Genomic DNA, 24,600 nt, shown 5'->3' with positions numbered 1-24,600 from the left:
ATATTCACCTTCCTTGGACATTTTCTAAAATATTTCTTTTATTAATTATAGCACAGTTTAAAGGCGGAAGGATAAGGGGCAAAATCCAGCTTGGTCAGCTTATTTTATGGCTTGAAAGCCTTGGATGCTTAACCAGGCCTCGACTTGCTTTTCCGTTTGCTGGATGCTGCCCTGGTTATCAATCACAATATCTGCCCAGCGAAGTTTCTGTTCAATATTATATTGAGACAGCATGCGGTCAAAGGCCTCGTCTTCACTTAAATTATCCCGGTCCATCAGTCGTTGCAATTGAATGCTTTCTGGAACATAGACCAACATCACCGCATCACAAGCGTCCTGGTACTTGGTCTCATAGAGTAAAGGAATATCCAAAACAATCAATTGGTGGCCCTGGTCTTGGTAAGACTGGGCTTGGTCGTTGACCCAGTCATAGATATAAGGCAAGAGCAGTTGATTAAGAGCTTTGAGTTGATCCTTATCTGTAAAGACCACATCCCCTAATTTCTTCCGGTTAAGGGTGCCATTGGGAAAGAGAAAATCCTCTCCAAAATGCTCTTTTATAGCTTGTAAACCCTGTGTTCCTGGCTCAACAACAGCTCGAGCCCCCAGGTCTGCATCCACTACCGGAAAACCAACTTTTTTAAAATAATTAGAAACAGTAGATTTTCCTGTAGCAATTGACCCTGTTAATCCTAAGCGAAAAGTCATTCATACACTCCCTTTATTTCTGACAATTGGGACAAAAATGCGTCCCTCGCTGTCCTAACTTAATTTTCTCAATAGTATTTCCACAATTTAAACAGGCTTGGCCCTGGCGCTGGTAAACCTTGAGATAATTTTGATATTGACCGTCCTCCCCTAAGGTGTTCTGATAGGTCCGCACACTAGAGCCGCCTAAGTCTACCGCTCGACTCAGTATATCTCGCATGGCTTCTAATAGGAGCAAGGTCTCTTGGTCAGTCAACGAATTGGCTGGCCGACCTGGATAAATTCCCGCTTGAAATAGAGATTCATCAGCATAAATATTACCAATTCCGGCAATTTTTTGCTGGTCCAGTATTAATGATTTAATGGGTCGCTTGGATGCCGCTAATATTTTTTGGAATTGATCCAAGCTGATATCCCAGGGTTCTGGACCGAGTTTTAAATTTTTAATAGCTTGGGGCATATCTTGACGAGAAAATAAGGATATCCGACCAAATTTACGCACATCATGATAGCGTAGGTCCCTGCCATCACGCAAGTGAATGATGAGGTGACTATGCTTTAAAACCGGCGTCTGCCTATCGCAGACAAAATACTTGCCTTCCATCCGAAGATGGCTAATCCAGGCGTAATCGCTCCAATAAAAAAACAGGTATTTTCCATAACGGTCGACTCGTTCAAAGGTCTCCCCTTGCATGGCTTGGCGAAAGACTTGGGCTGGACAATTAATAATCTTTGGCCATTTTACTTCCACATCCTGTATTTGGGCTTGAGGAAGGACTCTATTAAGCCCCCGTCTCACATTTTCTACTTCAGGTAACTCTGGCATTAACTACCCTCCTTCATCCCGCTAAAACACTGTTAGCAGTCTAACCTATTCTAATCAAACACTAACTATAAATAAAGTAAAGAGTGTGACGGGTGCGCCAAAGATCGATAGAGCTACGCATACTATATCTGTACGTTGCTTCGCTTCCTACAGCTATAGCAACTGGAGCTAAAGAGCAAAAATTCTTGAAAAGAATTTCTCGCACTTTAGTGAAGTGGAGATCGATCTGCACCCGGAGCACGTTTGAAAGAGTGCGACGGGTGCGCCAAAGGACGAAAACGCTAGGCATACTATATCCTCAGATTCGGACAGCTAAAACAAAAAACGAAGAGAGAACCGTATTCAATAGTCTCCCTTCGTTTATGAAAATGCCAGCAAAGCTAATTTTTAAATCAGGTTTTACTCCCTTTATTTGAAGGGCTTTGAACTCCTGTCCCAGCCTATCTTCTCTATTAAAACCTTTCTTAGATTTTCTTACTTGGCATCATACCAAGTGGACCCATAGTTACTATCAACAATTAATGGGACGTCTAAGGAAACTGCATTTTCCATGACGTCTTTAACTAAGGCAGCTAAGTCTTCTAAGTCCTCTTTGGCTACTTCAAAAATTAACTCATCGTGGACTTGGAGGAGGAGATTTGCCTGAAGTTGATGTTCCTTTAAGGCTTGATCCATCTCAACCATGGCTACCTTAATAATATCGGCTGCCGTCCCTTGAATTGGCGAATTCATTGCGGTTCTTTCGGCAAAGGACCTAACATTATAATTTTTAGCCTTTAAGTCAGGAAGGTAGCGACGGCGGTTAAAGAGGGTTTTAGCGTAACCGGCCTCACGGGCGATTTCCACACTTTTATCCATATATTCAGCCACTTTAGGATAAATTTCAAAATATTTATCAATAAAGGCCTTGGCCTCTTGACGAGAAATCGAAAGGTTTTGACTGAGACCATAGTCACTAATCCCGTAAACAATTCCAAAATTGACTGCCTTGGCTTGACGTCTTTCATCCTTACTAATGTTCTTTTCATCTTTATGGAAGACTTTGGCCGCTGTAGCGGTGTGGATATCCTTATTTTCTTTAAAGGCTTCTTGAAGATGAGGGTCACCAGAAACATGGGCAAGGACACGTAATTCAATTTGCGAATAGTCCGATGAGAAAATGACCCAGTCCGGATGAGAAGGCACAAAGGCTTGGCGAATTTTACGCCCTTCTTCGGTACGGATAGGAATATTTTGTAAGTTCGGATCAGCTGAACTTAAGCGCCCGGTAGTGGTTAGGGTTTGAATGAAACGACTGTGTACCTTGCCATCTTGATGGATATAATCGAGGATCCCTTGAACATAAGTGGATTGAAGCTTAGCTAATTGGCGATAGGCTAGGATCAAATCAATGATGGGCACCCCTTGTAATTTTTCCAATTCAGATTGGGCCGTTGAATAGTTACCAGACTTGGTTTTCTTGCCACCCTTTAGTCCCATATCTTCAAAGAGAATCTTGCTCAGCTGTTGGGTGGAATTAATATTAAATTCAACCCCGGCTTCTCGGTAGATTTCTTCTTGCAGCTGGTCAAGTTGCTCTTCATAAGACTGGGATAAACCTACCAGCCTGCTGCGGTCAACGGAAATCCCCATAATTTCCATTTTAGCTAGAACTTGGGCTAGAGGGAGTTCAATTTTTCGGTAAAGTTCGACCATCTCATCCGCTTCTAGGCGATCTTTAATAATAGGTAGTAGGTCATTAATAACAGATACCTTAGCTACCAGGTGGTCATAAAGGCGGGTTTTATCTTCAGGAACCGCCACTTTCTTGCCTTTCCCATAGACTTCACTATCATAGGCTAGATAATCCAAATTGAATTCTCGGGCCACATTAGCCACATCGCCACTTAAATCACGGGCATGGATGAGATAGGAAGCGATAAGGACATCATCACTAACCCCCGCTAAGTCCATCCCCAAGCCTTTTAAGATCACTTGGCTTCGCTTAGCATCATAGAGGACCTTTTTAGCATGGGGATCTTCTATCCAATTTTTAAATGCTTGGCTTTCCCTCACCAGGTCTGGTGAGGCCAAGTAGATATGATCCTTATTCCCCCAAACAACGTAGATTAACTCCCCTTCATGGTAATTATTTTCGAACATTTCTAGGTAGAGGGCTGTTTGGTCTTGGGTGAAATGCTTAGCTTCAAGTTGGTCAAGGACTTGATAATCAGGGACTTTCCAGCTGGAATCCTCTAATTCAAAGTCAGCGTCAGCCCCAGAGTTAGCTAAGAATTTTTCCATAAATTGCTTGAAGTTCATCTCACGATAAAAGTTAACCAAATCTTGAGCCTGAATGCCTTGGCATTTTAAGTCTGCCAGGGATTTTTCAACTGGAGCATCAAGAATAATTCGGGCTAATTTTTTGGATAAAAAGGCTTGATCCTTATCCTTGACTAAGTTTTCCTTACGTTTTTTCCCGGAGACTTGATCGATATTAGCATAGACCTCTTCCATGGAACCAAATTCCTGGATTAGTTTCAAGGCGGTCTTCTCCCCAATTCCAGTCACACCAGGATAATTATCGGAATTATCGCCCATCAACCCCTTAACATCAATGTGTTGTTCAGGGCTGATTCCTTGGTCTGCTTGGATGGATTGAGGAGTATAGGAATCAATATTAGTCACTCCCTTACGGTTAATATCTACCCTAACCTGGTCCCTAGCCAGTTGAATCAAGTCCTTATCGCCGGAGATAATCACTACATCCATACCAGCCTCTGCGCCTCTTTGGGACAGGGTACCAATGATATCATCCGCTTCATAATTTGCTAATTCATAGTGGGCAATACCAAATGCATCCAGCAATTTATTAAAATAAGGCATCTGTTCTACAAATTCTTGCGGCGTTTTATCCCTGCCCCCCTTGTATTCAGGATAATATGCCGTCCGAAAGGTGGTCTTACCAGCATCCCAAGCCACCAGGGCATGGCTAGGCTTTTCTTTTTCTAAGACGTGGGTCAACATCAAGTGAAAAGCATATAGGGCATTGGTATGTAGGCCTTTATTATTTTTAAAACGATTTAAATCATGCATGGCAAAGAAAGCCCGAAAGGCTAATGATGAGCCATCGAATAGCAATAATTTTTCTTGCTTGGACAAGTTGATTCTCCTTTACAATCTTAATGGTCCATATATTGGGGAAGAACGGTTAGCATGGCATCCATAACATTTTTTTCTCCCGTGGTTTCATTATTAGTAATGACATGAATAGTGAGATAGCCCTTTAATTCATCAACTCTTAAAATTTCAAAATGAAAGGTCAGGGTCACATGATGATAGATGGGATTATTAATCGTAAAATTCAATTCCACCAAATCTGAATGGGGGCCAGGGAATTGACCTGAAACTGTCCGAGTTACGGCTCCAATTAGAGCAATAGGCGGAATTTGGGCACCCTCCTTACCAGGTAAATAAAGGGGATTATGATCATCCGTTACTCCCATGTAGAGCATGATATCGCGTTCACGAAAAGATTCCGTTGTGGAAAAAGTATCGCCCACTTGAAATCTTCTTTTCTGATTTTGATTTTCTTCCATTAGCCACCACTCTTCTCCCTTATATTTTAAGTATTTCTTTTATTTTAGCAAAAGCAAGCCCAGTTGACAAAAAGCCTAGCTAGGCAAAAATAATAGCCAATGATTAAAAAAGCCTGACCAAACTGGCTAGGTCAGCGATGACTTAGAGACAGTGGTCAGACTTTTCAAATATTTTTATATTTTATTGTGGAATAACCAATTGTTGGCCAGGTAAAATCAATGAGTTGGCCTTTAATTGATTGGCTGCCAGTAATTGGTTTAAGGAAACGCCATGGTTAAGTGCAATTCGATATAAGTTATCGCCGGCCTTAATTTGATAAGTATTGGCCGCTTGAACTTGACTGACTGGCTTAGGGCTGGCTGGTCTTTGACTAGGGGTTGGTGCACTAGTTGCTTGACTAGCACTTACTCCTGACTTAGCTGTGGGTTGATAAGCAGCTTTAGCCGCTAAATTCAATTTTTGCCCTACATAAATCGCATTGGAAGTTAAGCCGTTCATTTCTTTTAACTGATTCACAGTCAGGCCTTGGTTACGGGCAATGCGGTAGAGGGTGTCCCCAGCTTGGACTTGGTAGACCCCTGCCTGACTACCATTATGACTTGGTCTTGGGGTATTGGCAGCTGGGCTATTGTTAGATGGCTTATGACTGCCTTGGCTAGTTTGGTTAGTAAAGACTTGGCCTGGATAAATGAAATTCGAAGTTAAGCCATACTTAGCCTTTAACGTATCCACAGTCATACCCAAATGCCGTGCCACTGTCCACAAGCCGTCCCCAGCTTGGACGGTGTAAGACTTGTAGCCTGCATTGCTTTGACCTTGAGATTGCTTATTGGTATTTGTCACTACTGGGCTAGCTGAGTTTTGTTTTTGCCCAGGAGCATAGAGAACCTGACCAGGGTAGATAAAGTTAGAAGTTAAGCCATTAGCAGCTTTAACTGCTTCAATGGTTGTTCCCAAGTTCTTAGCAACCGTCCACAAACCATCGCCAGCTTGGACCCTATAGGATTGTTTGGCAGACTGAGCGGGCTTAGCAGCAGGGCTAGAAGGCCTTACTGGTGAGCTCGTGTTTGCCTTAACTGGACTGGATGAGCTTCCCCCAGCGTAAAGGACTTGGCCTGGATAAATCAGGTTGGAACTGAGGCCGTTAGCTTGTTTGACTGCCTCAATACTAGTTCCCAGTTGGCGAGCTACTGTCCATAGGCCGTCACCAGGTCTCACCACATAGGACCGTCCGCCTGGTTGAGCTGTAGGCGTGCTTACTTGGCTGGAATTTGTTTGCTTGTTGCTAATCGTTTTCCCTGGCGTATCGTATTGGCTTAAATTATTCTTAGCGATAATGCTATTTAATTTGCTGCCATAGGAAGTATCAGTTGCATAGCGACCGGTTAACCAAGCTGTGGCATCCTTATAGGAATTGGTGTTGCTCTTCCAGGCTCCACTATAGAAATTAGGGTTCCAAGAAGTCCCATTTTTTAGGACGCCAACATAATCGATGAGGGATTCCCGGTAAGATGGATACATCCGAAAGCCATCATTAATTTGATAATAATTTCCGCGACCATCATCCTCTAGGGTGTTAAAATTAGCCGTTTTTCCTTTATAATTCCCCTTGATACCAAAGAGATTATTATAGGGTGCTTGAGATAAGCGGCTAGATCCCCAGCCTGATTCTAAGGCTGCTTGTGCCATCATCACAGAAGCATAAAGGTCATTTTGATTGGCTAAGTCATAGGCGTAAGGTAAAATTTTATTAAGAAAATTATTACTAGTAGGTGCCAAAGTCGTTGCTTGGACGGGTGTATAGTTTGCCAATGCATCGGCCCCAGCAATAGCAACTACGGAGCTCAATAAAACCGCACTGGTCTTAATAAGTTTCTTGGACTTTTCTTGATGACCTGTCATAATATTAGAAATCCCCTCTCATCATCTAGAATTACTCATTAATAATTATAGTATAAATCGCGAGGAAAAAAATGCCTTTTAACAAAAGATGGGATTCTTAATATTCGTAATAATTTTGTAACATTGCTAGCGTATAATGTAAGCAATTCGATAGAATGCGAGGAAATTTTATGTTAAAAAATGTGATCGAAGTCAGCCATCACATTATCAAAGGACATTTACAAACCGGCATGACCGCCTTAGACGCAACCATAGGGAACGGCCATGACACCTTACTCTTAGCCCAACTCGTCGGCCAGTCAGGCCAGATTTATGGCTTTGACCTCCAAGAACAAGCCATTGAAAACACTGAAGCTTTATTAGAAAAACATCACTGTCAAAAGCAAGTGAGTCTTTACCATGACTCTCACGCTAAAATTTCTCAGTATCTTAAGGCTGATGACTACTTGGACCTGGTCATTTTTAACTTGGGTTACCTCCCTAAGGGAGATAAAAGCATTATTACCAAGCCCGAGTCGACAATCCCAGCTATCGAGTCTAGTCTTTCACGTTTAAATCCCGGCGGAATCCTCTTAGTGGCGGCCTACTTGGGCCATCCTGGGGGAAGAGAAGAAGCTTCGGCGATTCAAGACTTCCTCAGTCAAATCGACCAAGATCAGTATAGCGCTAGTCACTTTGAATTCCTTAACCAAAAACACCTCCCCCCAAAATTATTTCTTGTCGAGAGGAGATCCTAATATGAATAGAGTGAAATCCCTGTTAAAAAGCTTCCAGCAGTCTTTTTCTTGGTCGAATTTTTGTTTTCAATTTTCTTTGCTTTTATTAGCCTTCCTTCCTGGATTAAAAGCCATCGGGTCAACCGAAATCATCAATTTTTACGGCCTAGGCCTAGCTTTTATCTTTCAATGGCTTAACCAGGAACTCTTTTTACTCTTTAGCTTTGGTGAAAAGCATTCCCTGATCGGCCAGACTAAGGCTTTACTCTTCATCGAATGTCTATGCTTTATAATCATTTTTTTAGTGGCCTTTTCTTTCGGGTGGTTGGCCCTAGTTCTAAGTATTCTTATCTGGCTTTTAACTCATAGCCATATGATCAGCCAGCAGTGGACCCCTTATCTACCTATCATCGTCTATTCCGGACAATTATTATTAGTGAATAACCTGTTAGAATACTTAAATTTTTCAACTTTTCTTACCGCATTTAGCCTGAGCTATTGGTTGATTTACTTAGGATTTCTGGCCTGTTTGACCCAATTAATAACAAAAGCTAAGAAAAGCTTGGTCCTCTGGGGAGCCTTGCTCCTTATTGTGGCGATCCCAGCCGCCATTTTCATTAATCAAGACCAAGTCTCACTAGTGGTCGGGCTGATTCTCTTAAGTATTGTCTGTCTCATCAGTAAGCACTACCAAGGAAAAAATAACCTCCATGAAAACTAACCCTCTTTGCCCCCAGCAAGAGGGTTTTAGCATCTTAAGATCCTCTCCCTGAAAGCAGCCTGTATCACAGCAAACCTTGTTCTCTTAAACTGATAAAAGAGCTATGCCCCACCACTAAATGGTCCAAAAGTTCAACCCCTATTATTTTTCCTGCTTCCTTTAATCGGCGAGTGAATTCGATATCTTCTGGGGAGGGTTCTGGGTTTCCTGAAGGGTGATTGTGGCCTACCATGATCCGGGCCGCCGATACCCTGACCGCCTCTTTATAGATTTCCCGAGGATGGGCCACCGACATATTTAACCCGCCGATAAAGATAATCTGTTTTTTGATCACTTCATTTTTAGTATTTAAGTAAAAAACCAAGACCTTCTCCTGATGGCTATCCGCTAATTCACTGAGATAATAGTCCCCTGCTTCCTGACTTGAATGAATGGTTCCCAATTTTATTAACCGAGCTTGGTGTAAACGCTTGGAGAACTCAAAAATAGCCTGGAGTTCCACTGCCTTAGCCTTACCAATGCCTTCAATGGCCAGTAATTCTTCCGTAGCAGCCATTTTCAATTGATATAAGTCTTCAAAATGGTTCAAGAGTTTATGGGCTAACTGGATGGCTGACCCATATTTGCCCCCTGATCGTAAAATAATAGCCAGCAATTCATAAGTTGGCAAACTATTGGCCCCATATTCCATTAAACGCTCCCGCGGTCTAGCCGATTCGGGCAAGGTTTTAATAGGAATACATGTTTTTTTACTATCCATATCTAAGCCACCTCCACCCTATATAGCCGCGAAGCCCCATTGAATTCATCAAACAGCGAAGAGTTAAAAACACAAAAAGATCAGAATCCTTAAAATCCTGATCTTCTTTTTTATAACTTCTTATAAGAAAAATATGTCTATTCTACTGTTACCGATTTAGCCAGATTTCTGGGCTTATCGACATCTAAGCCGCGATCAATGGTCGCATAGTAAGCGAGGAGTTGAGCGGGGATGACAGTAATCAATGGTGTTAACAAATCATGCACATGGGGGAGGACAATTTGGTCCCCTTCTTGGTCTAGTCCTTCCATAGCAATAATTAAATTATGGGCGCCACGTGAGCGAGTCTCTTCCACATTACCACGAGTTAACAGGGCGGTGTTAGCTTGGCTAATGATCGCCACAACAGGGACGCCATCTTCGATCAATGAAATGGTACCATGTTTTAATTCTCCAGAAGCAAAACCTTCTGTTTGAATATAGGAAACCTCTTTTAATTTCAAAGCCGCTTCAACAGAAACCGCATAATCTAGGCCACGACCAATATAAAAGGCTGATCTTTGGTCTTTAAAGTAATCGGTTGCCAGTTGATGGAAATAATCCGCTTGGCCAACCACTTCATCCATGGCTTGGGCTGCAATTGATAATTCATGTTTTAAGTCAAAGGGAAGCTCCAAGCCCTTCTTACGGGCAATTTGATCAGCAATAATTGCTAAAACTGTTATTTGTCCAGTATAGGCCTTGGTAGAAGCCACCGCAATTTCAGGGCCAACATGCAAGAGTAAAGTAAAGTCAGCCTCCCGTGATAAGGTAGACCCTGGCACATTGGTAATGGTTAAGGAAGGATAACCTTGGGCATTGGTTTGGACTAGGACTTGGCGACTATCCGCTGTTTCCCCTGATTGGGTTAAGTAAATAAAGAAAGGTTTCTCAGGTAAAAGCGGCGGATTATAAGAAAATTCCGAAGCCACATGGACCTCTGTAGGAACCTTAGCAATTCTCTCCAGGAGCACTTTACCAACTAAGCCAGCATGCATACTAGTCCCAGCAGCTACAATAAAGATACGGTCACTAGCAGTAATGGTTTCCAGCAAGTCATGGTCGATACTTAAGTGCCCCTTGTCATCTTCGTAGGCTTGAATAATCTTACGGATAGCTGCTGGTTGTTCAACAATTTCTTTCTCCATGTAGTAATCAAAGGTGCCTTTTTCTAAATCGTCAGCGTCCAAACTAGCGGTATAAGGCTCTCTGCTTACGTCTTCACCCGCTAAATTCTCAATTTTAACTTGGTCTTTGCTTAGGCTGACTAATTCACCATCATGGATTTCAATATATTGGTCAGTATAGGCGATCGAAGCCATGGCATCAGAAGCGATGGTATTAAAACCTTGCCCTTTGCCAATTAAGAGCGGGCTCTTATTCTTAGCTGCATAAAGGTGGTCTGGATCTTCAGTATCAATCAAACCTAAAGCATAGGACCCTTCTAAGAGACCAACTGTTTTTCTTAGGGCGCTTGGGGCATCAATATTTTCTTCCCGGCTAAATTTAGCAAGCAATTCCACGACAACTTCAGTATCAGTATCCGAATAAAAATCAACATCAGCTAAATAGTCATTTTTTAAGGCTTGGTAGTTTTCAATCACCCCATTATGAACCAAGGCAAAGCGGCCATCGTGGGATAAATGAGGATGGGCGTTAGGGACTGATGGCACCCCATGGGTCGCCCAGCGTGTATGACCTATCCCTAAATGAGCCGGGATAGACAGATCGACTTCTTCGCGTAATTGAGCAATCCGCCCTTTGACTTTAAAGAGGTGTCCTTGGTCTTCTTCATCGACCACATAGATTCCCGCTGAGTCATAGCCCCGGTATTCTAGGCGTTCTAAGCCCTTCAAAAGCACCTCTTGAGCCCGCATTTCGCCAATAAATCCTACAATTCCACACATAAATAGTTTCCTCCTAAAAATACCCATCACTTAATGGGCACACTGATATTAACTACTTAAGCACGAGAAAAGGATTTTGTTTCATTTGCTAAAAATGATTTTTGTGCTTTTCTATGGATTGTGCAACCCCTAGGCCACCCGCCGAATCTTCGATAAACCTAGTCCTCGTCACTGAAAAAATCTCTTTAATCAGTCAGGCGCTATCTGTCTGTAACAGATTTTATTAATAACATTTAAGTAGTAATTACATCCTAGGCCATTGTTAAAAGCTTGTCAATATAGGCAGAGCCCCTGTTATCAAAATTAAGTAAAATTTATAAAAATAAAAAGATAGAAAGTGCGACAAGCGCGTTAGAAGGCAAGACCGCTACGCATACTACATCTGTAACTCGCTCCGCTTCGAACAGCTGTAGCAACTGGAGCGAAAAGGAGAAAGAATTCACGCAGGGAATTCGTCGATTTTTCGTGAAGTCGACGCTTGCCTCGCGCTTGGAGCAGGTTTGAAAAGAGTGCGACATAAATTAAAAAAGCTAGGACTTTAACCCTAGCCTCTTCTTATAAATTAAAGCATCCTTAGATTCTTTTATTTTTACTATTGATGAGCATTCGTTCTGCTATTGGATTTGGTAGTTGAAGAGCCATGTCACCGGCTCGAGCACAAGGTCTCTCGCCTAGCGAGCTTCAAATGGATAGTACGGCTAATGCCTACTATCCGGCTACGCATACTGAATCCGTAACTCGCTTTGCTTCGAACGGCTTCAGCATATTTCACATCGAGTCGGGTTCGGCCTAGCAGCTTGCGTGTCACTTCACAAGTCCCCGCCGCAGTCTTATAGACTGCTCTGGTGACTTGCTCCAGTGAACGAAAGCCCCGCGCTAGTCCTCACACCCTACACCCTAATACTTGCTTATTCATGGCTAACAAGCAAATTCAAAGCGCCACTACTGCTCAAAACTATTTAGAGATCAAAACTGGTAAATAATTAATCATCAACAGTAAACAATAAAGAATACAAATTCATCCACTAATTCGTAGCTTTTAAATCAGCTAAGCGTTCTTTAGTGGCTTGGTATTTTTGTTGGTAATCCTGGCCTTTTTGCCGCTCTTTCTCTACCAGGTTAGCGGGAGCATTATTAACAAAGCCTTGGTTGGCTAGTTTCTTGTCTACCCGTTCAACTTCACTGGCCCATTTAGCGAGTTCCGCTTCTAAGCGTTGAATTTCTTCATCGATGTCAATGAAACCTGCTAAAGGAAGGTAAATTTCCCCATCACTAAAGAATAAGGTCATAGCTTGGTCAGGAATTTCCGTATCTAAGGCCATTTTTAATTCACTTGGATTAGCAAAGCGATTAATGTATTCTTTGTTTTCCTCTAACATGGTCAAAATTTCTTGAGAATTAGCTTTGACATGAATAGCAATTGGCTTGGAAGGTGCGACATTGTTTTCATTCCGTGCCGTACGGATAGAGCGAATAAAGGAAATCAAAGCCTCCATATGGCGAGCAGCTTCTTGGTGGATTTGACTTTCTTCGACTTCAGGATACTTAGCCGTCACAATAGAATTGCCTTGGTGAGGAATATGTTGCCAGATTTCTTCGGTAACAAAAGGCATAATGGGGTGAAGTAGGGCTAACATTTGTTCAAGAACATAGCTGAGGACGCTTCTGGTCGTATGTTTAGCCGCTTCATCATCGCCTTGCAAGACTTCTTTACTCATTTCAATATACCAGTCACAGAAGTCATTCCAAATAAAGTGATAGAGGGCCCGGCCAGCTTCACCAAATTCAAAGGCATCAAAACGGTCAGTCACCTTGGCAATGGTTTCATTTAAGCGGGTCAAAATCCACTGGTCAACAATGGAAGTGACGTTACTTAGATCAATGTCCTCATAGATCATCCCATCCAAGTTCATCAAGGCATAGCGGGAAGCATTCCAAATTTTATTGATAAAGTTCCATGCAGCTTCCAATTTTTCTGGATAGTAGCGGATATCTTGGCCTGGCGTTGACCCTGTAGCTAAGAACCAGCGTAAAGCGTCAGCCCCATATTGGTCAACAACGTCCATGGGGTCCACTCCGTTGCCCAGTGACTTAGACATTTTTCGCCCTTGAGAGTCGCGAATCAAACCGTGGATGAGAACATTTTTAAAAGGACGGTCTCCGGTAAATTCTAATGATTGGAAGATCATCCGACTGACCCAGAAGAAAATAATATCATAACCGGTTACCAAGGTATCTGTTGGGAAGTAGCGCTTAAAGTCACTAGCCTCTTCATCTGGCCAACCCATGGTAGAGAATGGCCAGAGAGCACTGGAGAACCAGGTATCTAAGACATCAGGATCTTGCACCCAATTTTCTTCATCCTCAGGCGCTTCCATCCCAACATAGACTTCCCCACTATCCTTATGGTACCAAGCAGGAATTTGGTGTCCCCACCAGAGTTGGCGGGAAATAACCCAGTCATGAACATTTTCCATCCAGGAAACAAAGGTTTGTTCGAAACGTGGTGGGTAAAAGTCGACACGGTTTTCGGTATTTTGATTGTCTAGGGCTTGCTTAGCTAAGGGAGCCATCTTCACAAACCATTGGGTCGAAAGCCGGGGTTCCACTACAGCGTCAGAGCGTTCGGAATGACCCACACTGTGGACAATCTCTTCAATGTCCACCAAGCTACCATCAGCTTTTAAGTCTTCAACAATGGCTTGACGGCATTCATCCCGGGTCATGCCTTGGTACTTGCCGGCATTTTCGTTCATTGTACCGTCATCATTCATGACGTTAATCCGCTCTAAATTGTGGCGGTTGCCCACTGCAAAGTCATTAGGATCATGGGCTGGGGTGATTTTAACCACACCAGTACCAAAGTCACGGTCGACATAGTCATCACTAATCACAGGAATTTCTCTACCCACAATTGGTAGGATAACGGTCTTACCGATGTAGTCTTGGTAGCGTTCATCATCAGGGTGGACCGCAACGGCTGTGTCCCCTAACAGGGTTTCTGGACGGGTAGTGGCTAGGCGCAAGGAGCCTGACCCATCAGCCAGAGGGTATTCCAAATGATAGAAAGCGCCCTTGTCATCTTTGTAGACCACTTCAATATCTGATAAGGCGGTTTGGAAGACCGGGTCCCAATTAATAATGTACTCACCCCGGTAAATAAGGCCCTTTTCATACAAGGTCACAAAAACTTTACGTACTGCTTCTGATAAGCCATCATCTAGGGTAAAACGTTCCCGGTTATAGTCCACAGAAATCCCCATTTTGGCCCATTGGTTACGAATGGTTTGGGCATATTCCTCTTTCCATTCCCAGGTTTTATCGATGAATTTTTCTCGTCCTAAGTCATAACGGGAGAGATTCTCCTCTTTACGTAACTTTTCTTCGACTTTGGCTTGGGTAGCAATTCCCGCATGGTCCATCCCAGGTAACCACAAGGTATCATAGCCTTGCATGCGTTTTTGGCGGACGATCATGTCTTGGAGAGTCACGTCCCAGGCATGGCCGAGGTGGAGTTTACCAGTAACATTGGGGGGAGGAATCACCACGGAATAGGCTTCGACTGAAGCATCTCCATTGGGTTCAAAGACTTTTTCATCGAGCCATTGGTCATAACGGCCTCTTTCTACCTCATTAGGATTATATTTTTTGGGCATATCAATTTCTTGCACTAAAAAGCACCTCTCTTTATGGAATGATTTCTTAAGTTTATTAGAAATAAGTAAAAAGCCCTAGCTTCCTGATTAGGGAAGATAGGGCGCTAAGTGCACGGTGCCACCTATATTTATGACTGGATGATAACGGCATCGACCGGACAGTTCAGTTTGTAAGCAACCATGCTTTTTTCTCTTGATGGCCTCTCACCAAACGCCACTCGCTTCACCGATTCAAAAACAACCTCTTACGCATTACCTTTACTTATTTTCCATCTAGTTTAACAAGAAAGCTAGGAAAAAGCAATTGAATTTCAAGGCCTAGGCTAACCAACCATGGTCGGTCTGAGTCCTCCCCTTGGGCGAGGAAACATAGGGATTGCCTTTCACATAAAAGCGTAACAGTTTATGAGTCCACTCGCCCTTATTGGAAATACCAATACGGGGACCTCGAGCAATCTCTGCTACTGGTCTTGGCTCATGGAAATCAATGGTCAAGGGGTCTTGTAAAATCGACGTTCCGTAGTCGACTTCCTTATCGACCCCTAAAGCTTGAGATAATTTGCCCGGGCCATTGGTTAAGAGCCTGCGCTGGTCTTGTTTGCGCCGACTCTGCATGAGGTCAATACCTTCCACAGGTTCCAAGGCCCGGATCAATACCCCTTGGGGTTCATCTTTACTTTGGGTAATCATATTCACACACCAATGGCCGTGAATATTATAGATATAAAAAATCCCCGCCTCCTGGTAAAAGGCTTCTAAACTGGCGGTCCGCTTGCCACCATACACATGGGCTGCTTGGTCACTTTCCCCCAAATAAGCTTCCGTTTCAACAATAATACCACTAGTCACTCCAGATGAGGACTTTCTTCTTAAACGGCAACCTAATAATTTTTGGGCGATTTCCGGAGTCGATAAATCAGGGTTCTTAAAGAAAAGTTCAGCCATTAGTCAGCCGTTCCTTTAGTTTTACCTTCCCATTCATTGAAGCCGCCCTTTAAGATAAAAATATCTTCATAGCCTTCCTGCTTTAGGACTGAAGCCATCCGCGTGGCAATATTTACCCCATTGTCATAGAGGTAAATCTTTTGGGACCGGTTGAGACCAGGGGTTTTTTTCAATTGACGGACCTCACTATAAGGGATATTACGGGCGCCAAGAATATGGGATGAACGAAATTCTTGGGCTTCCCGAACATCAATAATTTGGGCTTGATGCATGGTAGCTTGAAAATCTGCTTGGTCAATCATACTTGCTGATTGCTTTCTTTTGATCCAAAAATACCCTTGATAAATCAAGAAAGCTAATAAAGCCACGACTAATAATAGATAAATTAAAGTAAAACCACCAATTGTTTGTGCTAATAACATAAATTACTCCTTACTTTTCTGTCTAACTAAATTGGCCGCACCAATCACTCCCGCATCATTACCCAATTGGGCTAAAGAAATTTTGACTTGCCGGAGATTAGGGCGGTAAGTATATTCTTTAAGAATAGGTGTCATTTTGTCGATCAGATACTGGCCGGCATTAGCTACTCCCCCACCCAAAACAATCTGTTCGGGGTTAAAGATGCAGGTTAACTGGCTCAAACAAAGCGCCAAGGCTTTCAGAGACCGTTCCATCACCTTCTCAGCTAATAAATCGCCCACCTTAGCCGCATCAACAATGCTTTTGACGTCCACCTCTTGGCCTCCACGAAGCTGCTTGGCTAAGGAAGAATCAAAGCGCGAGTCCCTGGCATAGTCCTTGCTGAGGCGAAGAATACCTGTCGCTGAAGCCAGGGTTTCCACACAGCCTCTGGATCCGCAAGTGCATAAGTAGCCATCGACTTCGCTAGTCATATGGCCAATTTCTCCTGCAGAACCTTGACCTAGCAGGAGCGCACCCTGGCAGATAATGCCACCGCCCACACCCGTTCCCAGGGTAACCAAGATCATATTTTGACTCTTACTTCCTGCTCCTTTAGCGAGTTCACCCAGAGCAGCCACGTTGGCATCATTTTCAATATAAACGGGAAGCTGGCCTAAGCGGTTTTGAAACTGGTCGACGACAGCAATCTCATTTTCCCAACCAAGATTATAGGCCCCAGTAACCGTTCCACGCTCGCGATTTATAGCGCCAGGAGACCCCATACCGATCCCCATACAGTCCTTTAGGTCTAAATGGGCCGCCTCAACATGGTCTTGGATGGTTTTGGCCAGATTAGAAATAATATTTGCCCCATGGTCAGAAGTATCCGTGGGAATTTGCCACTGATCGATTTTTTCAAGCTCCGGAGTAAACAAAGCCAGCTTGGCGGTTGTTCCTCCTAAATCAATACCAACTATAAATGCCATACTTGCCTCCTAATGTATAAATAGGGTATTAAAAGCCCCATGATTCGCAATAATTATACCAGCAATCACTGAATAAACAAGAATTGATAAGAGGATACTGCTTAGACGGTGTTTAGGATTATTGGTGATAATGAGGGTGGCTAAGAAACCACCGACAATGCCCCCAATATGTCCTGACATATCCACATTGGCCATGAACAAATTCATAACAATATTCAAGATAATTAGGGTCTGGTATTGGTAGCCCATGGCCTGAAAATAGCGGTCATGGGGGTTGAGATAGCGCATGGCTAAGAAGAAAGCAAACAAGCCAAATAGCGCCGTACTAGCTCCTGCTGAAACGCTCGTTGAGAATTGGTAACTAAATAAGTTCCCCATAATTCCCGAATAAAGATAGATAAATAAAAAGCGCCAGGAACCAATAATCCCTTCCACTTCACTCCCTAGATACCAGAGAGTAATGGAATTAAATAAGAGATGAGAAAAACCGATATGAACAAAAATTGGCGTAATTAAGCGCCAGTATTGCCCATAGATAGCTATTAAGGCATTCTCCTTAGCGCCAAAATGCAGGAGGGTTGAGATACTGAGACTCGATCCCGTGACTTCCATCAAGAGATAAATAATAATTTGAATAGCTAATAAAGCATAGGTGATATAAGCTTTTCTTTGCATTTTAACTCCTTCTGTGTCAACTAAGTCTAATTACCTATTAACTTTACCATACTTTTTCTAGACAAGCTGTCAATAAATAGGTAAATCAAATAAAGCACAATAGACAAGATGACGTTAAATATTTGGGCTTTACAATTGAATTTTTTTATGGTGCCGATGATAAGATCAAGCGACCAAGTCAAAGCGACTCTATCCTTAATATAAGTGATTCTATCAAATGTAAAAGACTTCTTTAGGGACCCACAAGGTAATTTAGCTTGGTAGCTTTCATTATACTGCTAAACGTTCTCCTTCTTCATAGGAAAGTTGATAAGATTGTATCTTGTTTGAATAGCACTTAGCGATATTTTTGGTAGTATAATCTGCTAGTAAATGATAAGGAATATTTAGCCATGAAAATAACCCCCAAGACTTGAATGCTTGGTCCAAGTCTTGGGGGGGACTATACACAAGTCGTTTTTATATTTCTCCTACACGGGCAAAAATTTAACCGTGCATTACTAAGCCACCATCAACGTATAATATTTGCCCGGTCATCATCCTACTCCAATCTGAAGCTAAAAATAATACTGGACCAACTACATCATCGACTTGAACCATTCGAGCTAAAGGAGTTGATTCAATAATCTTTTCTTTCAATATTTCTTTCGTTGTTTTAGTTGAATCTGTTGGATAGACCAAACCTGGTGCTACACCATTCACCCTAATATTAAAGACACCTAAGTCCTTAGCCATGCTTTTCGTATAGCCAACAATGCCGGCCTTAGTAGTGATGTAATCCGCATAGGGGACAACAGGATCAGCAACCAAATTAGATACCATATTGATGATACTGCCTGAATTATTTTCCATCATAGTATCTAAAACCGCTTGGGTGAGTAGATAAGTTGATTTTAAGCCCCCTTTAAGCTGCCTTTCATAGTCTTCCCAAGAAAGCTGCCAAACTTTCTTCCTTTTCTCGGCATCGAATTGAAAAGGAGAAAAGACATTATTTACTAAAACGTCAAGACGACCGAAATTATCTAATGCTTTTTTAACAACCTGATGGACTCCTTCTTGCCTTGTAACATCTCCCTTAGCGAGAATAGCTTGAACACCTTGAGAGGTACAATATTCTGCCACCGCTTTTGCATGATCTTCACTTTTGCGATAATTAATGACGACATTAGCGCCTGCTTTTGCAAAAGCTTTTGCAATTCCGGCCCCAATCCCTCGACTTGATCCACTAATTAAAACAACTTTTCCAGCCAGCAAATTACTCACTCCTTCATTTCTAATCTCTATAGGAATTCCAGCGTTCAGAATCTCTAAGAGAAGCAGAGTCAATATCTACTATTCGAACTAATTCTCTTAGTAGGGAATAACCATCAGAATTCCAAGCTGAATGGACTTGCATCATCGCAGATAGACTCGTTACGCGAGTAACCCCTAATTTTCCCCAATGGTTAGCCATTTTAAATAAACTTTCTGTAGGAGCTGCTACCCCTACGCTCTGTAAAATGGATAATTTATTCACTAGTAAATTATCAATATCCTCCCATTGATCTACAGCAATCACTTGTATCACGCGAGACAAAGGCGAAGGACTGAAAGTCAATGCTTGGCTATAAGTCACTAACCACTTCTCAGGATGAGCTGGGAAGATCTCACACCCTCCCTGCCATTCGATTTTTTCGCGCCACTGAGATCGTAAGTAAGCTTCTTCGAGCGATAACTTTCTGAGTGGATAACGATTTTCATAAGCTCTTAATTCTCCTGCTAACATGAGGGCAAACTCCCTGGGAGAAACTTGACCTCCTCCTTCCACAAAATAAATCTGAGGGGAATAGCATCCTTGTTGATCATAATAAACGACTGCTTTAGCTGCTTCATGGACGATATGATTTACTTTTTCAGCATTTAATACTTGATGATGAATAAGTCCAAAACTCAATTTATTGCCAAAAGCAATGAAATGACTTGTTGGTGACAGCTTGGCTTGAATAGCTGCCATAGTTTGATTATTTCCATAAGCAAGGACACAATCAGAAGAATCAATTAAGGTTTGCTCACGCTCCTTATCTCCTCCCTGCCAGGAAAGGATTGCTAATTTATTAGCCAATTTAGGCTCAATTCGAATCAGTAATTGACAAAATAAGCCAATAAAACTCGGTTCACTAGAAGATACTTTTCCAATTAGCTTCCCTTTCACTAATAAATTAGCGACCAAACTCCATAAGGGTAAGGCAGGCACATTTCCTGCCCATATATGCGCACACAATTGAGGGGCAAAAGCGCGACTATATCCTCCATGTATTCTGGGCACAAATTCTTCTAAAATATTAGGATTTTCAAAATTTTCAGCTAGCCAGCGCCTTAACTCATGTTGCCTAAAATTCAATAAAAATTTAGTTAAAGCTAAGCGTAGAATTTCTGAATCATAGCCGGTAACAATAGGAAGTATTTTTTCATATTTCTTTCTAAGAGAATTCTGGCGATCTAATAAACAAAGGATCGCCTTATCGATAGCTACTACGGTTTCTGTTAAACTAATTTCAGAAGTATCATTTTTCATGCGTTCTATCATTATTTTTAACTGTTCAACATTAGGAGCTGGGACTTGGATCCGTATTGAATCAAATATCAGTTCACGGTTTTCAATAGCAAGGTCATTTACTATAGGCGGCAAATAGCCACAGTTTATGTCAATCATGGTGACCCTCTAACCAATCTTTAGCTGCTATCGAGCAGCCCTTAGGCTCTCCATTTTTTACTCGTCCCAATAATTCAAACCCTTCTCCATGGTCAATGGCTAAGTCCCCTGTTTGAATAGCAGGGACAGAATTAATATTTGCTAAATCAATATGAACGAGTAAACCTGGTTTCCCTTGCTCAACCTCTAGACCCGTCGCGGGGTCAATAATTTTGTATTTTATCCAATGTGGCCCTCGTTTTAATAGCACTTTATCAAAAGCAAACTGGGTATAATATTCTGTGGATAATTCTGTCATACCATACATATTCACTGGATTTGTTCTTACCGGAAAAACCGAAAGCAGCTTTTGATAAAAAGTATCTAGCTGATAAACCTTAGAAAAATTTTTGAACCCACCCGTATCAAATAATAGACTATCCGGATGGATCGGAAGCACTTCTCCTTGGCTTAAAGCTTCAAACAAGTGTACGAAACTATAGCTAGCTCCTAAAATAATTACTGGTTGCTTTTGATGCGCTATTAGCCATTCTTTTAAAGCAGCGACTTCTAGGCCTTTCTCAGTGATAAAATGCATGGAATCCGGCTGACCATTAGCCTTCAATATTTCTAAATAGTGAGCCAGTGAAGAATTAGGCATCTCTTCTTCATTAGGAAAAAGAATTGCCGTAGGTAAACATTGATCAGTGACATACTGCTTGAAACCTAACAAGGCAGACAAATCATAAATTCCTAGATCTTTATGATAGTGTTTTCCACTGATTCCTGTCGTCGTCCCGCTTGTCATAAATATACGCGAACATTGTTCATGTGGTGTTGCACTCAGAAATGCATTTTTAAAGGCGTCGGTTGACACTGCCGGGATGTCCTTCCAATGACGCACTTGTCTTATCCCTACAGCTCTTCTTTGACAGAATTGCTGATAATCTTGATTATGTTTATATAAATATTCAAATAAAAGTAGAGCCATATCATTAAAATTTTCTTTTTCTTCGGGATGCTCTATAAAATGTTTAATAATCTTTTTCATTTTTCCCTCCTACAAAATAAAAAGGCCACTATCCTCTTGAGTTCAAGACGACAGTAGCCTTCTCCCGTTGAATAGATTTCCCTACGCAATAACTTGATCAGGTTCTACGGGTATATTCTCAGCCATCCGGCACCCCGAATCTCAATTCACATAGATTTTATCATAGCGCTTACATAGCATCAATATGTAAGGTTTTTTTTAATGATTTCATAAAAAATGACTTGTAAGGAGGAAAGTGTGCTAAAAGTAAAAAAGCCCTGATATTCATGAAGGAATTATGTGCGATAGACTTTCGATTGCCTTCCATAGTTAATTCAACTAGCTCAGGTCAGATTTTTGCAAGCTATTTCGATTAGAAAGCTTTTAAAAAGAGGCTGGAAAGTTTTCCAGCCTCTTTTCACTATATTAATGTCTAAAAAGAAAATGTCATTCTAAAAGCAATCTCAGCCTTAACTGAATAAGAGCTTCCAACGAATATCAGCAAATCGAGCAATAGTCTGAAGACTATCGGCACATTCTCTTTTTAGCAATAGAAATATTTCTATTTTTTAACTTCTCTAAATAAGCATACTTTACGTAATTTTGGACTATATTTTTTTAATTCGATACGGTCAGGGTTGTTACGACGATTTTTTTCTGTTAAGTAAATGCGTTCGCCCTTAAGTTCCGTATTTTCTAAAAGAATGTTAATACGCATTATTTTCCCTCCATCAGATCAATAATTTATCATAGATTTTTAATCATACCTTAAAAGTCTACCATAGTTCTCAGTGCTTTTCAAACTTTTTATAAAAATGCCCTTTAATTATTTTTTATGGTAATAGGCATCCAAGACTTTATGTCCAATAACTTCTGCTGTCTTATCATAAGCTGAGGCACTAATTTCAGGAATGACTACCGATAAGGCAATCTTAGGTTGTTCGTAAGGCGCGTAAGAAACAAAGGTCGAGTTAATTATCCCTTCGGTCCCTGTTTCCGCCGTACCAGTTTTAGCAGCAATAGTCACCGGGAAGCCTCTAAATTCATTATATGAGAGACCTTGCGGATGGTTGGCTGCTGACCAGAAACCTTGTTGAATTCGTCCCAGTTCTTCTGGACTTAATTGTACGGCATTCAACAATTTAGGTTGGTTTTGATAAACCACTTGAGGGGTGTCAGACTCATGCTCACCATTTTCTCTGAGCACTTGTTTAAGCACATGGCTGGCATAGCGTTTACCACCGTTAGCGATAGTTGCGACATATTGGTTCAATTGCATGGGCGTATAGGTATCATATTGACCAAAAGCCAAGTCAATATAGTTACCAGGGTTACCCCCTTCACCTTCCAGACCAGTCACTTCATTTTGTAGGTCAATACCGGTCGAGCTTCCTAAACCAAATTGATGGTAAAAATTACGCAACTTATTACCCGTTTCTGGATCTAAACCAGCCAAGGACATCCCTGCTTCATAGTTGGGTAAGCCCCCGATAGCCATGGCAGTCCGGATCATATAGACATTGGAAGACCTTGCCAGAGCCATGACATCATTAATAGGAACGGGGCTAGTATTGTGGGCTGCCCACCAGGAAGCCTTCCTTGGTGTCCCAGTAAAGTAAAGCGGTTGGTCAATAAAGATATTTTCTTGACCCGGTTTTAAGACGCCATAATGGTAACCGGCCCCAACTGTGGCTCCTTTGACTGTAGATCCCATGGTAAAGGATGAATTAATAGTTCCCAGGGCGTCGTCAATGATTTCGCCATGTTCATTGCGGTATTTACCAGCCATGGCCAGGATCTCCCCATTATTAGGGTCACTGGCTACCACATAGATGGAATTATTTTTACCGGTACTTGACCCGTGCAAGTAGCCTTCCAAAATTTCTTCAATTTTCTTTTGAAAATCAGTATCAATGGTCAGTTGAACGGTATTTCCCATGGAGCCAGGATATGCCTTGTCGGTTCTAACGACCTCGCCTCTTTGGTTAATTTCAGTTTCGTACTTGGTCTTGGCGCCGTGCAGGATATCTTCATGCATGGCTTCCAGGTAAGACTTACCGACCCGGTCATTGCGGGCATAACCTTGGGCCAGGTAGTATTCAGCCTTATCACTCGGCAATCCTTCTTCTTCAGAAGTCACGCTACCGATTACTGAACGGAGTAAATCTTTTTGTGGATATTCTCTGCGCCAATCCATGGTGGTATTGACCCCAGGCATTTCATTACTATGCTCACTGACCAGGGCAATTTCTTCATTGCTGACATCCTTGTTTTTAATCAAGGTTGGTGTGAGGGCGTAGGCCCCATTCATGCGCTTATAAATCAGAACCGCTTCGAGATCATCCCCAGAAAAATTGATATCCTCTTCAGAGACGTAGGATAATTGCTTCTCATAAAGTTCACTATCCCTTAGCCGCAAGTCTTCTTCTGACATCCGCTCATTTAATCGGTCTTGATTGCTGGCAATCCAATAATCCTTTCGGTCTCGTTCAGTAACTTCTTCAGTATCTAAATGAATAAAACTAGCTAATTTCCGGGCAGTCTTGGCCATATCTTCCCCCGTGACATTGGGGCCTCGGGTGTAATTAATGGCTTGGAGTCCCTCGTTATCCACCAACATCTTATGGTTACGGTCCACAATATAACCTCTAGGAACACTTTCTTCAGACATATTCTTTTCAGTCATATGGACCAGTTCTTGGAAGGCTTGACCATTAACAACCTGTAAGTAGCCTAAGCGGAAGATAAGCAGGGCAAATAAAATAAATACAATATAAAGTAAAATGTTTAGCCGATTCAGGTAATTATGCCAATGGGGCGATTTCCGCCGTAAAGTCTTGGAATTAACCTGGGCTTGTTTTTCTCTCCCCTTGCGCTTAGCTGACTTATCAAAGTCATGCGACATGCCTTCACCTACTTTCTTTTTCTTATCGTCATTAAGTGCCAACACTCACTTTCTAAAAAGCAAGTCACCTATCATTATAATCGATTTCTATGATTTTGTCTGACTGAAAGTAGACTTTTATAAATTCTTTGAAAGATCTCTTGGCCTTGCCATGTTCTGATAAATTAAT

The 24,600-nt window shown here is 42.0% G+C and carries 19 protein-coding genes and 1 riboswitch; of the genes, 2 read left to right on the top strand and 17 right to left on the bottom strand.

Translation table 11 applies throughout. From position 1 onward, the window contains the following. Positions 1-99: 99 nt before the first annotated feature. The 5 genes from coaE to DBT50_RS02615 all read right to left on the bottom strand — a co-directional run bounded on the left by coaE (position 100) and on the right by DBT50_RS02615 (position 7,015). Entirely contained in the window at positions 100-708 is a 609-nt protein-coding gene (coaE, locus tag DBT50_RS02635; protein ID WP_013669342.1) for a dephospho-CoA kinase, read from the bottom strand. A gap of 13 nt (positions 709-721) precedes the next feature. Then, the gene (mutM, locus tag DBT50_RS02630) at positions 722-1,534 is read right to left on the bottom strand and encodes a DNA-formamidopyrimidine glycosylase (RefSeq protein WP_111851752.1); all 813 of its coding nucleotides are present in this window, start codon (positions 1,532-1,534) and stop codon (positions 722-724) included. A gap of 474 nt (positions 1,535-2,008) precedes the next feature. Next, complete coding sequence (gene polA / locus DBT50_RS02625; RefSeq protein WP_111851754.1) at positions 2,009-4,675, bottom strand: DNA polymerase I; 2,667 nt, start codon at positions 4,673-4,675, stop codon at positions 2,009-2,011. Positions 4,676-4,695: 20 nt separating this feature from the next. Then, positions 4,696-5,112 carry a hotdog family protein gene (locus DBT50_RS02620; RefSeq protein ID WP_111851755.1) on the bottom strand — a complete coding sequence of 139 codons (417 nt, stop codon included), beginning with the start codon at positions 5,110-5,112 and terminating at the stop codon, positions 4,696-4,698. Positions 5,113-5,293: 181 nt separating this feature from the next. Continuing rightward, positions 5,294-7,015, bottom strand: coding sequence for a LysM peptidoglycan-binding domain-containing protein (locus DBT50_RS02615; protein WP_111851756.1), 1,722 nt, complete (start codon positions 7,013-7,015; stop codon positions 5,294-5,296). A 170-nt stretch (positions 7,016-7,185) separates the two neighbouring features. Here DBT50_RS02615 and DBT50_RS02610 point away from each other — a divergent pair, with 170 nt between their 5' ends. Together DBT50_RS02610 and DBT50_RS02605 are read left to right on the top strand one after the other, a co-directional pair. Then, positions 7,186-7,752 carry a tRNA (mnm(5)s(2)U34)-methyltransferase gene (locus tag DBT50_RS02610; RefSeq protein ID WP_111851757.1) on the top strand — a complete coding sequence of 189 codons (567 nt, stop codon included), beginning with the start codon at positions 7,186-7,188 and terminating at the stop codon, positions 7,750-7,752. A gap of 1 nt (position 7,753) precedes the next feature. Continuing rightward, positions 7,754-8,452: a hypothetical protein gene (locus DBT50_RS02605; protein ID WP_111851758.1), complete on the top strand. Its 699-nt coding sequence runs from the start codon at positions 7,754-7,756 to the stop codon at positions 8,450-8,452. 64 nt (positions 8,453-8,516) lie between these two features. Here the strand turns inward: DBT50_RS02605 and radC are convergent, their stop codons facing one another. The 12 genes from radC to DBT50_RS02545 form a co-directional block, all read right to left on the bottom strand. After that, positions 8,517-9,212 (bottom strand): RadC family protein, encoded by a 696-nt coding sequence (radC, locus tag DBT50_RS02600; protein ID WP_111851759.1) that lies wholly within the window; start codon positions 9,210-9,212, stop codon positions 8,517-8,519. A gap of 137 nt (positions 9,213-9,349) precedes the next feature. Next, complete coding sequence (gene glmS / locus DBT50_RS02595; RefSeq protein ID WP_111851760.1) at positions 9,350-11,158, bottom strand: glutamine--fructose-6-phosphate transaminase (isomerizing); 1,809 nt, start codon at positions 11,156-11,158, stop codon at positions 9,350-9,352. 1,025 nt (positions 11,159-12,183) lie between these two features. Then, a complete protein-coding gene (locus tag DBT50_RS02590; protein WP_111853076.1) occupies positions 12,184-14,814 on the bottom strand; it encodes a valine--tRNA ligase in 2,631 nt (876 codons plus the stop codon). 318 nt (positions 14,815-15,132) lie between these two features. Next, positions 15,133-15,759, bottom strand: coding sequence for a DNA-3-methyladenine glycosylase (locus DBT50_RS02585; RefSeq protein ID WP_111851761.1), 627 nt, complete (start codon positions 15,757-15,759; stop codon positions 15,133-15,135). After that, positions 15,759-16,181, bottom strand: a complete 423-nt coding sequence (locus tag DBT50_RS02580) for a rhodanese-like domain-containing protein (RefSeq protein WP_111851762.1) — start codon at positions 16,179-16,181, stop codon at positions 15,759-15,761. Before DBT50_RS02580 ends, DBT50_RS02585 begins: the two co-directional genes overlap by 1 nt. A gap of 3 nt (positions 16,182-16,184) precedes the next feature. Beyond that, on the bottom strand, positions 16,185-17,150 hold the full coding sequence (locus tag DBT50_RS02575; protein WP_111851763.1) for an ROK family glucokinase: 966 nt from the start codon (positions 17,148-17,150) through the stop codon (positions 16,185-16,187). Between the two features lie 9 nt (positions 17,151-17,159). Then, positions 17,160-17,825, bottom strand: coding sequence for a rhomboid family intramembrane serine protease (locus DBT50_RS02570; RefSeq protein ID WP_111851764.1), 666 nt, complete (start codon positions 17,823-17,825; stop codon positions 17,160-17,162). 486 nt (positions 17,826-18,311) lie between these two features. Next, entirely contained in the window at positions 18,312-19,079 is a 768-nt protein-coding gene (locus DBT50_RS02565; protein ID WP_111851766.1) for an SDR family oxidoreductase, read from the bottom strand. Between the two features lie 19 nt (positions 19,080-19,098). Beyond that, positions 19,099-20,517, bottom strand: a complete 1,419-nt coding sequence (locus DBT50_RS02560) for an acyl-CoA reductase (RefSeq protein ID WP_111851767.1) — start codon at positions 20,515-20,517, stop codon at positions 19,099-19,101. Further along, positions 20,510-21,547 carry a LuxE/PaaK family acyltransferase gene (locus DBT50_RS02555; protein WP_111851768.1) on the bottom strand — a complete coding sequence of 346 codons (1,038 nt, stop codon included), beginning with the start codon at positions 21,545-21,547 and terminating at the stop codon, positions 20,510-20,512. Before DBT50_RS02555 ends, DBT50_RS02560 begins: the two co-directional genes overlap by 8 nt. A gap of 61 nt (positions 21,548-21,608) precedes the next feature. Continuing rightward, positions 21,609-21,694, bottom strand: a riboswitch (TPP riboswitch). Positions 21,695-22,088: 394 nt separating this feature from the next. Beyond that, positions 22,089-22,244: a 50S ribosomal protein L33 gene (gene rpmG / locus DBT50_RS02550; RefSeq protein WP_013670055.1), complete on the bottom strand. Its 156-nt coding sequence runs from the start codon at positions 22,242-22,244 to the stop codon at positions 22,089-22,091. A 108-nt stretch (positions 22,245-22,352) separates the two neighbouring features. After that, on the bottom strand, positions 22,353-24,473 hold the full coding sequence (locus DBT50_RS02545) for a penicillin-binding transpeptidase domain-containing protein (protein WP_146742894.1): 2,121 nt from the start codon (positions 24,471-24,473) through the stop codon (positions 22,353-22,355). Positions 24,474-24,600: the final 127 nt, after the last annotated feature.

The organism is Aerococcus tenax, assembly GCF_003286645.3.
Lineage (GTDB): Bacteria > Bacillota > Bacilli > Lactobacillales > Aerococcaceae > Aerococcus > Aerococcus tenax.
This window is presented reverse-complemented; position numbering and strand designations above follow the sequence as displayed.